The sequence below is a fragment of the Planctobacterium sp. AWM4_229 genome, from assembly GCF_056160305.1.
In genome coordinates this window covers 335,572-348,027 of sequence record NZ_JBSWWX010000004.1, presented here as the reverse complement: position 1 = coordinate 348,027, position 12,456 = coordinate 335,572, and the positions used below count along the sequence as shown (strand labels likewise).

Sequence of the window (12,456 nt, the reverse complement as noted above, 5' to 3'; positions counted from 1 at the left end):
ACAATCTAAAAAAATGGAAATTCCAACCTCGCTCGATTTTCGAGAGCGGGATTATCTCAGTTACAGGCGCGATTTGGCAACCCTTTTGCTTGCCTTATCTTCGGTTTGCTTCGATTAACTCGCTGGATATGGGGATTTTTTGTGGTTTTACAAGGAATCCGTCAGAATTTTTGGCGTCACAAAAATCAACAGCTCCCGTTTGTCATTCACTTGTTGACTGTTTCTAAACAATCCTCCAAGCAATGGCAAGTCACCCAGCAGCGGTACTTTGGTATCCGCGTCAGAGATGGTTTGCTGAAAAATACCGCCCAGTACTATTGTCTCACCATTTTCTACTAGTACCTGAGTGCTTATTTCCTGAGTATCTATCGCAACGGCCGGGCCTGTGGGTGTAGACACTGTCTCACCACGGGTATCTTGGGTGACCACTAAATCAAGAATAATGCGATTATCGGGTGTGATATGAGGAGTTACCATCATACTTAACACGGCCTTTTTAAATTCTACGGAGGTAGCACCACTGGAGGTGGCTTGAACATAAGGTATTTCAGTACCTTGTTCTATATAGGCTTCATGTTGATTGGCCACCGTTATTCTCGGACTGGCAATGATTTCACCTTTGTTTTCCGTCTCAAGCGCGGATAGCTCCAGATCCAGAATAGTACCGTCCACCAGGCGAGCTACAGTAAAACCGATGCGCCCCGCAGGAGAGCTAACCGGCAAATTAACGTTTAACCTATCATCGATTGAAGGTACAGTACCCGCGGAAAGCTGATCTGCCGCCACCAGAGAGCCCGAAACACCATCTTCATCTTGCCGGTCGCTAAAGCCCCAACGAACTCCCAGTTGTTCATCTACTCCGTCACGCACTGTCACCATACGTGACTCAATCAATACCTGACGCACAGGAATATCCAACAGCTCTATCATTTCCAGTACTTCCACGATGGATTCCTGGCTATCCTTCACTATGAGAGTATTGGTTCTCTCATCAACTGTCGCACTACCTCGAGCACTGAGGACACTGCCATCACTAGATTTCAAAATCTGCGCTAAGTCAGACGCTTTGGCATAATTTACCTGTATATGCCGAGTCGTGAGCGGCGCCAGCTCGGCTGCCTGCATTTTAGTCTGCAAGATTTGCGCTTCTCTAGCGGCCATCTCCTCCGAAGGCGCAACCAATAAAATATTTCCTTCCATCCGTTGATCCAGCCCTTTTATGCGCAAAATCATACTCAGTGCTTGATCCCAAGGTACATCCGAGAGATTTATTGTGACGTTGCCGGTGACAGTATCAGTCGTAACTAAATTAAAACCGTTAACCTGGGCTATGATCTGCAAAACTTGTCTGACAGGCACATCCTGAAAATCGAGTGAGATTGGCTCACCTGAAAACTGTGCCTTAAACCGGGCTTCATTGTCAGTCAACTCAACCTCACTAATCACGATCCGCAGCTGCCTGCCCTCTTTTTCATGGTGATGATTAAAATCACCAGCCATCTCTATTATTAATGAAGATTGGTTAGCATCCTGAAAGCTTTCTACATATTGAATTGGGGTAGTAAACTCCGTCACATTCAGGCGTAGCAGTTGCCCTTCACCAAGTTTTATGCCGGGTAAATTTAAATGCAGAAGTTTGTTTTCTCTGGAGAGCAATATCGGATAGTCATTTGAGTCAAACTCTATTAGCAACTCACCACTGCCGTCAGAAAGTTTTCTGAAATCAATATTATTGAGTGTTGCTTGAACTGAGGTGCTCTGCACAGGCGACGGATCAACTAGTCTGATGTCTTGTTGTGCAAAAACTGATTGATTGAACAGCTGCACAAGACAAACAAATACGATAAATGGAGCAAATTTATTATCATACATTGGTTACTTCTCCGGCCCCGTCTGAAGTTGTTAATTTAGAATGTTTCTCTTGCCAACACCCTGCCCCATCGGGCAACTGTTCGGTATAGAATACAGTGTTTTGTGTTATTCTGGTGATTCTTCCAAAGAACAAACCCAAATAATTGCCGACAGTAACACGATGAAGGGAACCGTCGTTGGCAATAATCAATGCCCAGTTTCGTCCTTGACTGGTAAAAAAGCCATGCACGGTGAGTGCATCTGTTCCATAGCTCTCCAAAGTTTCTTTAACTCTCCCGACATTCGGTTGCAAACAGTTCTCTCTGCTCTGGTCTTGCAATGCCAGATCCTGGCTTCTGGGCCTGACAAATGGACTGCGCTCATTCTGAGCCTCGTAAATAAATGGAGGAATTGGTTTGAATTCGGGGTAAGGCTCGATGGGTGGTGGTGTTGCCGTTTTTACCCTTGCAATAAACTGCTGAAGGTCCGTCGTGTCAGCCGAGCATCCGCTCAATATTATGGCAGCCTGAACTATCAAGATAAGGGCTCTCATTGCTGCTCCTGCTCGGAAATCGCCCGATAGGTTTTGGCAGATAGTACTAACCTTAATTCCCCTCCAGCGGTCTCCATTTCAAAATCATGCACAGTCACAATCCTTGGTAAACTGGCGACTTCTGAAAGGAATTCACCAAATTCATGATAGTTGCCATTTACCTCAATACGAATAGGTAACTCTGTATAGAATTCCTTGGGAATTTCCTTCTGCCAGTTAATTCCTTTAAACGTTAACCCAGAAGAAGTACCCACCAGAGTAATATCATCCAGAAGCCCCGGCGTTTCATTACTCGTAGGCAGCGATTTGACGACCTTTTGAAAATCTAACTTTAGTTGTTCCAATTGCTCTTCATAGGCTTCAAGATTTGCTGCTATAAGATACTTTGCCTCGTATTTACCTCTTAACTCAAATTCTTCTCTTTCCAGACTCTCCAATACAGGTAATTTATCTTTCACAAGAAAATAAAATGCACCACCGGAGACAATAATAAAAACCAGCAAAGCAAATACCGTTTTAACTTCAAATGGCCAATAAGCAATCTGCTCAAAGTCCAGATCGTTCATTTCCTTGAGTTTGTTGAAATCGAACTTCACTTTGCTTGCTCCGCTTCTTGCAAGCTAAGCAAGGGAGGCGACACTTCAGGGCTAATAGAAAATGTCAACTTAAAGTCACTAACCGCCTCAGACGTAGATGTATCAGCAACAACCGAAGACAAATCGTTATCGATAAAAACCTTAGAACTCTCCAATCGGCGCATAAAATCCGCCAGTCGATTATTCGACTCACTCACGCCCACCACCTCAATTCGATTTTGTTTGCGGGTAAATTGTTTAAAGGCTATTCCGGGAGGCACAAGTCTGGCAAGTTCATCGAGTACTTTGGGACTGACATTGCGATGTTCCTGTAATTGCTGAATCAGTGATATGCGACGCTCAATATCCTGTTTTTGCTTTTTAATGGTTCCAATCTTGCCAATTCTGACATCCAGAATAGCTAACTCTTTCTCGAGGAATTGATTTCGAATTTGTTGATTTTGAATCATGCTGTCGATAAAACTGCCAACTCCAAGGACAACACCCACAGCTACAAGTGCACAGACTGCCAAACTCGCCAAATAAAGCTGCTTTTGTTTTTCTCGCTGTTTGTCCCGCCAGGGTAACAGGTTTATGTGTGACATGCAGAAAAACCTCTCCAAGCCAATCCTGCAGCAATCCCAAACTGCACACCATGAAACTCTTGTAAGTCTAAGCCTTTGGCGACATCAAAGTATGAAAATGGATTAAACTCCTCAATTTCAATTTGCATGTCCATGGCAAGATCAGAAACAATCCCTTCGAGTATGGCCCCACCACCACACATAAAGAGTTTTTTGGGTAGGTCCGTATTAAACGTTGTGGCATAGAGTTGCAAGATTCTATTGATCTGCATTTGCAAGGAAGACAAGAACTGCGGGTACATCACGTCCCGCCAGTTGTCTGGAAGGTCGCCGGAAAGCAGCCCTTTTTGCACATCATTGTGAGACAATTCATAAGCCATGGCCATATCATTAACTAAAGCATCAGTACCAAAAGGTAATTCCCTACTCATGACCACTTGCCCACCTTTAATTGCGGTCAATTGCAATTGGGCAGCCCCTAAAACCAGGCAAAACGTCGCCTCTTGCTCATCGAACGTAGTGAAGTTAATCATGGCGTTACCAAGGGCATAGCCCTCGATATCCATAACCTTGACTTCAAAGTCTACTTCTCTTGAAATCAAAGTACGGTTTTCAACAATATTTTTATGGGCAACGCTGAGTAAAACGTCTGAGCGCCCCGGCTTTCTTGCGCAGGCGCCGAGTTCTTCAAAGTCGATATAAACTTCATTAATTGGATAAGGGATTAAGCTATCGGCTTCAATTTCAATTTGTGCTTCCAGGTCAACATCACTCAAGCCACTGTCCATGTCGACAACTTTGGTTAATACCGTAGAGCCAGAAATTGCGATAGCGATATTTTTCACACTAGTCTTCAAGCTTTTTCGAACTTTTTTCAGCGCGTGATTCACTGCGTCGAAGTCTTTTATCTCTCTTTCTTGCATGACGTTGCCGTAAATCGGTTCGCACGCGATCGCTTCGACACAATAACGCTTGCCTTTTTGCGATAAAAGTAATGCTTTCACAAAGCGACTACCTATATCAACGCCAAGCAATTGATTTTTGTTTTTACTCAAGCTTAGATTCAAGTTGATGTCTCTTTACTCTACTCACTAGAAGCATAGAATAATTTTTACAAGATGTAACAAAAATAGTTAGTTCTGGTGACACTAACGTATTAATTTTCATGCAATTCAGTGACGCTTATTGTCATTATTTCGTTGTTTTACGGATTTCCTTTAGTTTTATCAGTCAGAAGAGAGTTATTTCCTCGAGAAATAGGCAAATTTGAGAAGCTTAACTCGTTATTAGTGACGAAATGGGCCATCTGAGCGTTTCACATACACACCCTTTTTAATATAAAATAATTAATTCTTCTGCCACTGGCAGATAGTCTTTTGGATATGGCACAGGAACATACCTACACGTGAGTAAGTGGCTTAAGTATTTGATTAGCGTTTTCGCCCTGGGGACTGTCTTGGGTGTGGGTGCCATTGCTGGTGTGTATTTTTATATTCGCGCTGAACTCCCCAGTGTTGAGATCCTGAAGGATGTAAAACTACAGACGCCTATGCAAATCTACACCCGTGATGGTCGATTAATATCGCAATACGGAGTAAAACGTCGTATCCCGGTCACGCTAGAAGAAGTTCCGCAACAACTTATCGATGCCATTTTAGCCACAGAAGACAGCCGCTTTTACGAGCACCCTGGCATTGATCCTATCGGTATCATCCGCGCCGCATTTAACCTGATGGTGACGGGACGTCTCAGCCAAGGTGGCAGTACACTTACCATGCAGCTAGCCAGAGGTTTTTTCTTAACACGTGATAAAACCTTTGTGCGTAAGCTCAAAGAAATCTTTATCGCATGGCACATGGAGCGCGTACTCACCAAAGATGAAATCCTCTCGCTGTATATCAACAAAGTAGAGCTGGGACATCGCGCCTTCGGCTTTGGTGCTGCAGCACAGGTCTATTACGGAAAATCATTGGATGAGCTTAATTTGGCTCAAATAGCCACGTTGGCTGGTTTGCCTAAGGCCCCTTCCACAATGAACCCCATCAGCCGCCCGGAGCGCTCAGTAGACAGACGCAGAGTTGTTTTAGGTAGAATGTTAAGTGAAAAATTTATCACCAGAGCGGATTATGAATGGGCTACTACTGAGCCTGTCAGTGCCGCCTTACACGGCGCTGAAATAGAGCTAGACGCGCCTTATCTGGCCGATGTTATCTACAACGAAATGGTGTCTATTTACGGCAAAGAAGAGGCCGAAACCGGTGGCTATAAAGTGTATGCCACCGCCGATTACGAAAGCCAAAAGGCCGCTATCGCTGCGCTAAGACAAAATCTACATGATTATGATGAACGTCACGGCTATCGCGGTATTATCGGCCAATTATGGCGTAAGTCGCCGCCGCCAGAAGAGGCTGATGATGGCAGTTTTATCCCTGATATGGCCTGGTCAGAACAAAAGATTGTCAATCACCTTAAGGGCTTTTCTAACTATGGTCCGCTGCGCCCAGCAGTTGTCACCAATGTATTTGAACAGGCGATAACCGTCATTGATAAAAGTGGAGCCTATCATCGAATTGAATGGGATGGTCTGGCGTGGGCAAGGTCCTATATCACGGATACACGTCAAGGTACGCCCCCCAAAACTGCCAGTGATATCCTGCAAGAAGGTGCGCTGATCTGGATACGGCAGCGAAATGAAGATGACCGTTGGCAATTATCACAATTTCCGGAAGCCAGTAGTGCCTTAGTGGCACTGGATCCCAATAATGGGGCGGTACGTGCGCTTGTGGGAGGCTATAGCTTTTATCAAAGTCAATTTAACCGCGCCACACAAGCAAAGCGACAAGTGGGCTCCAATATCAAACCCTTTTTGTACTCCGCAGCCCTTGAACAAGGCCACACGATTGCTTCGGTAATTAACGATGCGCCCATAAATCAATGGGACAGAAGCTCCGGGCGAGCATGGCGTCCAGCAAACTCTCCGGCGGTGTACGATGGCCCTATTCGCATGCGTATCGCTTTGGGCAAATCTAAGAACGTGGTGGCAGTGCGATTGCTGCGAGCAGTGGGTATTGATAATGTGCGCAATCACCTGCGCAAATTTGGTTTTCAAATGGAAGACCTGCCACGCGATGAATCACTGTCTTTGGGGTCGGCCTCAATCACACCCATTGAAGTTGCCAATGGCTTTGTCACCATTGCCAATGGCGGCTACGCAGTCAGTCCTCATTTTATCGAGCGCATTGAAGGCCAGTACGGCGAATATGTATGGCGTGCTAATCCACTTACCGCCTGTCCAGTATGCGAACAAACCGAAGGCTTAACGGCACAGTTGGGCCAACCAGAAGTCGGAGATAACCCTCACAACGACGAGCATTTAACTGCACTACCGCCACAAGCGGAACAGGTGGTGAGCAGTCAAAATATGTTTTTAGTATCGGAAATGCTCAGAACCGCCATCACTGGTAGCGGTAGCGTAAAAAACAAAACCTACTGGCGCGGAACCGGTTGGCGGGCTAACTCGCTCATACGGCGCAAAGATCTGGCGGGTAAAACCGGTACCACCAACGACTCAAAAGATACCTGGTTTAGCGGTTTTGCACCGGACCTGGTGGCCACTGTTTGGGTAGGTTTCGACGATCCGAGTCGTTCACTGGGTAGAACTGTGGCATATCCTTATCTCATCAATAATAACCCGCACAATACCACCATCATTGGTAACGCAATGCAAGGTGGTGAGGATGGTGCTAAAGCAGCCCAGCCTGCCTGGATCAGATTCATGCAAAAAGCGCTGTCTGATGTACCCGAAATGAGTAAGGCCATCCCTGAAAATATCGTATCGGTGCGCATCGACCGAGGCACCGGAAAGCTCACTGGTCGTACGGATCACACATCCAAATTCGAGTATTTCATCACTGGTACGGAACCCGTTGAATGGGTCGCTGAGCATGAGATCATCGACCAAACTCAAGACGAAGAGCAAAAACCGACTCTGGAAGATGAGATATTCTGAAGACGAACAAGCTTTATTGCTCGTCTTACCAGCACGATTGCCAACAATAAAACCCGTTTTACCGTTATACTTTCAATAATTTGACCCTGACAAAAGCATTATGAATCAAGATAACAACGATCCTTTGTACATCCCCTACGCAGGCCCCGCTCTATTAGAAACCCCTTTGTTAAACAAAGGCAGTGCCTTCAGCCATGACGAACGAGCAGCCTTCAACCTGGCGGGTCTTTTACCACCGCGTTACGAAACCATTGAAGAACAATTGGAGCGCTGTTGGGCGCAGTACTCCAGTTTTGCTGATCCAATGAATAAACACATCTATTTGCGGGCCATTCAAGATACCAATGAAACGCTGTATTACCGTCTGATTCAGGAGCACATTGACGAGATGATGCCCATCATCTATACCCCAACCGTAGGTGATGCCTGTGAGCAGTTTTCAGATATCTACCGCAAGTCCAGAGGCTTGTTTCTATCCTATGCCGACCGACACGATATCGACGATATCCTGCGCAATGCCACCAAACGCAATGTTAAAGTGATTGTGGTTACCGATGGCGAACGCATCCTTGGATTAGGTGATCAGGGCATAGGTGGTATGGGCATCCCCATTGGTAAGCTAGCACTTTATACCGCCTGTGGTGGTATTAGCCCGGCATACACCATGCCTATCATGCTCGATGTCGGTACCAATAACAAAAAGCTGTTGGAAGATCCCATGTACATGGGTTGCCGCCACCCGCGCATTAGTCAATCAGAATACGATGAGTTCATCGAACTGTTTATGAATGCGGTGGAGAAGCGCTGGCCTGGTGTCATGATCCAGTTTGAAGATTTTGCGCAACACAACGCCACCCCCATTTTACAACGTTATCGCGACAAATTTTGTTGTTTTAACGACGATATTCAGGGCACCGCTTCCGTTACCGTGGGTACGCTGATGTGCGCTACGAAAGCCATCAAAACTCAGTTGAAAGATTTAAATGTAGTCTTTGTCGGTGCCGGCTCAGCGGGGTGTGGTATCGCAGAACAGATCATACAGCAAATGAGTGCTGAAGGTCTGGCACCTGAAAAAGCTCGAAGCCAGATTTTCATGGTAGACAGACACGGTTTGGTAACCGATCAGACACCTGATTTGCGAGACTTTCAACAGTGCCTGGCACAAGACAGCAGCAATCTGAAAAAATGGCAGTTTGACGGTCAATTTCCTTCGTTGTTAGAAGTGATTAACAATGCTAAGCCGACGGTAATTATTGGCGTATCAGGCGTCGGTGGACTCTTTACGGAAGAAGTCATTAAGGCCATGGCAAGCCATGTGGAACGTCCAATTATCTTTCCGTTAAGCAACCCTTCAAGACAAGTGGAAGCGCATCCTGCCGATGTTATTCGGTGGACTGAAGGTCGGGCCATTGTCGCCACGGGTAGTCCATTTTTACCCGTAGAATTCGAAGGCCAGAAATTCAATATTCCGCAATGTAACAACAGTTACATTTTCCCGGGAATTGGTTTAGGTGTACTGGCCAGCAAAGCCAGCCGCATTACCGACGAAATGCTATTAACCGCCAGTTCAACACTGGCTGAGTGCTCACCGCTAGCCAACACAGGTGAGGGAGACTTATTGCCGCCTCTGCGGGAAGTACAACAAGTGAGTAGAAAGATCGCCTTTGCCGTAGCCAAACAAGCTCAGGAACAAAATCTTGCGCTGCAAGTAACGGATGAAGTTATTCTGGAGCGTATTGACCGCTTTTTCTGGCACGCCGAATACCGCCCTTACAAACGCGTCAGCTTGTAATCGATTAAATGCCCTGCTCGTCAGGGCAATACCGCAATAAAGTCTTCTACGTGATTTTGTAGCACGGCCAATTTAACCTGAACTTTTTGGCCGTCTTCTTTGCGTGCAGCAAATTCTATTTTCTCTGCGGCAGAAGAGACTTTAACCGCGCCTAAGCTACCGCTAGAGCCTTTTATTTTATGGGCCAGCTTGCTAACCTCGCTCCAATTTTCAGTCTCTACGTACTGGGTCAATCTGGCGAGTTCCTCCGGCATGGAAGTCCTGAATAAACCAATTAGTCTTATTGCTAGTGTTTCGCTATTGCCGATGCGTTCCATGAAACCCTGTTTATCCCAAACTCTATCATTCTCGTCGAGAGAACTATCAGGCTCATTGAATTCAGTAACATCAATCCGAACCTCACTGACATCCTCGGTTCGCTTCTCTACTCCCAACCAGACATCCAGTTTATTTTGCAGTTCCTCGGCCGAAACCGGCTTCGACAGATAATCATCCATGCCTGCAGCCAGGCATTTTTCGCGGTCGCCTTTCATGGCATTGGCAGTCATGGCAATTATAGGGATGGAAGTATTCCCAATGCCTTGGGCGCCACTGCGGATCGCTCTGGTAGCTTCATAACCATCCATCTTAGGCATTTGGCAATCCATTAGTACCGCTGCGATGGCGTGAGGGTCGTCCTGTGCGGCAAGCACATCCAGTGCTTGCAAACCATTTTCTGCGGTCACGATCTCATAACCCAATCCACCTAACATTCCCTTGGCAACTTCCTGGTTGATCATATTATCTTCCACCAGTAATAACTGAGTTCGAGCTTCTTTTACATAAGACTTATACTGCTTGAGCTGCTCTTTGGTGACCATAGACTTATTGTCGAAGTTGCTGCCACCATCTAGCACCACAACCAATGCATCGTAGAGATCGGAGCAAGTAACAGGTTTGGTAAAATAGGCTTTAAATCCGATTTGAGCAAAGAAACTGGGATCCCGCGTATTACCTATGGAGGTCATCATTATCATAGGAACTCGTTGAGTTATCGTATCCTCCTGAATCATTTTGCCCAATGAAGCCCCGTCCATACCTGGCATTTGCATGTCCAGAATTGCTGCATCAAAATCAGGGTTTCGGCGTAATATTTTTAGCGCGCTGACACCATCTTCAGCTTCCACCACCTCAGCGCCCCACTTTTTCAGTTGCTTGCTCAATACCTCTCTGTTCGTGGCATTGTCGTCCACCACCAGAATATGTTTCCCGCGTACCGAAGCTTTAATTTTAGGTACCTGAATTTGTTTCCCAGGAGCAAGTAATACTTCAAAGCCAAAGGTACTGCCATTGCCAAACTCACTTTCTACCCAAATCCGCCCGGACATGATTTCAGTAAGTTGCTTTGCGATAGCCAACCCTAGTCCTGTGCCACCATATTTTCGTGTTGTAGAGCTGTCCACCTGAGTGAAAGAACTAAACAAACCCTCTAGTTTTTCAGGCGGGATGCCAATACCCGTATCTGTTACCGTGCACTGTAGGCGCCAGGTTAAATCTGTGGCTTTTTCAATACTAACTTTGACCACGACTTCACCTTGCGAGGTGAACTTAATGGCATTACCCACTAAATTATTTAACACCTGACGAATGCGCCCGGGGTCACCATTTGCCCAACAGCGCTCCAGGTCGACCTCATCCAAAACCAGCTCCAGACCTTTTTCCTCGGCCCGCTGTGCAAGGCTTTCAATGGCTTCATCAAATAATGCTCGCACATCAAAATCAATAGATTCCAGTTCAATCTTGCCCGCTTCGACTTTGGAGAAATCTAAAATATCATTGATCAAATCTAACAAAGATTCCGCACTGGATTGTGCCAACCTCACATACCTGGCTTGCTGCTGTTCTAATTTGGTATCTAATAACAAACCTAACATACCAATCACCCCATTCATGGGTGTGCGAATTTCGTGACTCATATTAGCCAAAAATTCACCTTTGGCCTGCACGGCTGCTTCGGCTCGCTCTTTTTCCGTAATTAATTGCTGTTGATGTTCTTCAATCTGTCCGTTTATTACTTTGGATAACAGCACTGCCAAGGTGACAAACAACAGCATGAGTGATAACGCCACGATGATATTCATTTCCAGCAGCTGGCTCACCTCAGCCAAAATCTCTTCCTCACGACTGACACCAATAAACTTCCACCCCAATTGTGGCGATTTATAAACGGAAGCGTAATAACTTTCATCCTCAAGATTGATTTGGGCATAACCCGACTGCATGGCAAATACCGAAGCAAGCGACCCGCCATATATATCATTGATGTGTTTGAAGTTGTTTTCCGGCCGATTTGGATCCACCAGAATTGTGCCATTGTCCTCCACTAACATGACAAACCCTGAATTGCCGAGTTTGATCTGAGCAACACGCTGAGTCAGGCTTTTCATGGAGAGGTCCATGCCAATTACACCAGAGAGTGTGCCGTCCTCACCATAAAGGGCTTTAACGGTACTTACGATGACCTTATCGCCGATTTTCCAATAGTAGGCATCAGTACGAACGATTTCTCCCGATGTAGAAACGGCAGTGGTGTACCAAGGCCGGATACGTGGATCATACTGCCGGGAAATAGCCTCCTGTGGCCATGACACGTAGCCTCCGTATTCATTTCCCATATAAATGTAGGTGAGATCGGGATTACTTTGAGCAAAGTCCTCGAACAGGGTATAAATATCTCGCTCCACCGCCGAACCAGCTAGCGGCTGCATCATGGTGGCAGTGGCTGTTGTTAGATATTGGGTTAAACCATCTTGCCCCTTGGTAACAGTCTCAAGACCGGATAAATAATCAACGCTTTCCGCGATTTTCTGCAACAGTATGGTCAGACCGTTGTTTATCTGTCTGACTTCCCGCTCGTTGGATAAAGTGAAGTTTTCAATCGCCTGACGTTTACCATGCTGCACCATCAACATGCTGATGATGACAGAAGGTAATACCACCGCCGTAACAAAGGCGATGACTAACTTTTGCGACATTTTCATATAAAGAGGATGATCCCTACTTCCAGTCCCATATGTTTTAGGATCTGGAAGGTGTTACCTAATACGGTAGAA

8 protein-coding genes are annotated in these 12,456 nt (G+C 45.9%); 2 read left to right on the top strand and 6 right to left on the bottom strand.

From position 1 onward, the window contains the following. Positions 1–147: 147 nt before the first annotated feature. From ACXAGP_RS10820 to pilM, 5 genes are read right to left on the bottom strand one after another with little or no spacing between them, the layout of a single operon-like run. Positions 148–1,872 (bottom strand): type IV pilus secretin PilQ, encoded by a 1,725-nt coding sequence (locus ACXAGP_RS10820; protein ID WP_475261350.1) that lies wholly within the window; start codon positions 1,870–1,872, stop codon positions 148–150. Further along, a complete protein-coding gene (locus ACXAGP_RS10815; protein ID WP_475261349.1) occupies positions 1,865–2,404 on the bottom strand; it encodes a pilus assembly protein PilP in 540 nt (179 codons plus the stop codon). The genes ACXAGP_RS10820 and ACXAGP_RS10815 overlap by 8 nt, the downstream gene beginning before the upstream one ends. Further along, on the bottom strand, positions 2,401–3,000 hold the full coding sequence (locus ACXAGP_RS10810; protein WP_475261347.1) for a type IV pilus inner membrane component PilO: 600 nt from the start codon (positions 2,998–3,000) through the stop codon (positions 2,401–2,403). The genes ACXAGP_RS10815 and ACXAGP_RS10810 overlap by 4 nt, the downstream gene beginning before the upstream one ends. Then, positions 2,997–3,584: a PilN domain-containing protein gene (locus tag ACXAGP_RS10805; protein ID WP_475261345.1), complete on the bottom strand. Its 588-nt coding sequence runs from the start codon at positions 3,582–3,584 to the stop codon at positions 2,997–2,999. The genes ACXAGP_RS10810 and ACXAGP_RS10805 overlap by 4 nt, the downstream gene beginning before the upstream one ends. Continuing rightward, on the bottom strand, positions 3,572–4,630 hold the full coding sequence (gene pilM / locus ACXAGP_RS10800) for a type IV pilus assembly protein PilM (protein ID WP_475261344.1): 1,059 nt from the start codon (positions 4,628–4,630) through the stop codon (positions 3,572–3,574). Before pilM ends, ACXAGP_RS10805 begins: the two co-directional genes overlap by 13 nt. Before the next feature lie 338 nt (positions 4,631–4,968). Here pilM and ACXAGP_RS10795 point away from each other — a divergent pair, with 338 nt between their 5' ends. Beyond that, entirely contained in the window at positions 4,969–7,572 is a 2,604-nt protein-coding gene (locus tag ACXAGP_RS10795) for a penicillin-binding protein 1A (protein ID WP_475261343.1), read from the top strand. Positions 7,573–7,672: 100 nt separating this feature from the next. Further along, a complete protein-coding gene (locus ACXAGP_RS10790) occupies positions 7,673–9,364 on the top strand; it encodes an NAD-dependent malic enzyme (protein ID WP_475261342.1) in 1,692 nt (563 codons plus the stop codon). A gap of 20 nt (positions 9,365–9,384) precedes the next feature. Here the strand turns inward: ACXAGP_RS10790 and ACXAGP_RS10785 are convergent, their stop codons facing one another. Continuing rightward, positions 9,385–12,384 (bottom strand): response regulator, encoded by a 3,000-nt coding sequence (locus ACXAGP_RS10785; RefSeq protein WP_475261341.1) that lies wholly within the window; start codon positions 12,382–12,384, stop codon positions 9,385–9,387. Between the last annotated feature and the right edge of the window lie 72 nt (positions 12,385–12,456).

Coding starts and splice junctions, on each gene's coding strand:
- ACXAGP_RS10805 (WP_475261345.1), bottom strand. CDS start 3,584: ATGTCACACATAAACCTGTTACCCTGGCGGGACAAACAGCGAGAAAAA.
- ACXAGP_RS10790 (WP_475261342.1), top strand. CDS start 7,673: ATGAATCAAGATAACAACGATCCTTTGTACATCCCCTACGCAGGCCCC.
- ACXAGP_RS10820 (WP_475261350.1), bottom strand. CDS start 1,872: ATGTATGATAATAAATTTGCTCCATTTATCGTATTTGTTTGTCTTGTG.
- ACXAGP_RS10815 (WP_475261349.1), bottom strand. CDS start 2,404: ATGAGAGCCCTTATCTTGATAGTTCAGGCTGCCATAATATTGAGCGGA.
- ACXAGP_RS10785 (WP_475261341.1), bottom strand. CDS start 12,384: ATGAAAATGTCGCAAAAGTTAGTCATCGCCTTTGTTACGGCGGTGGTA.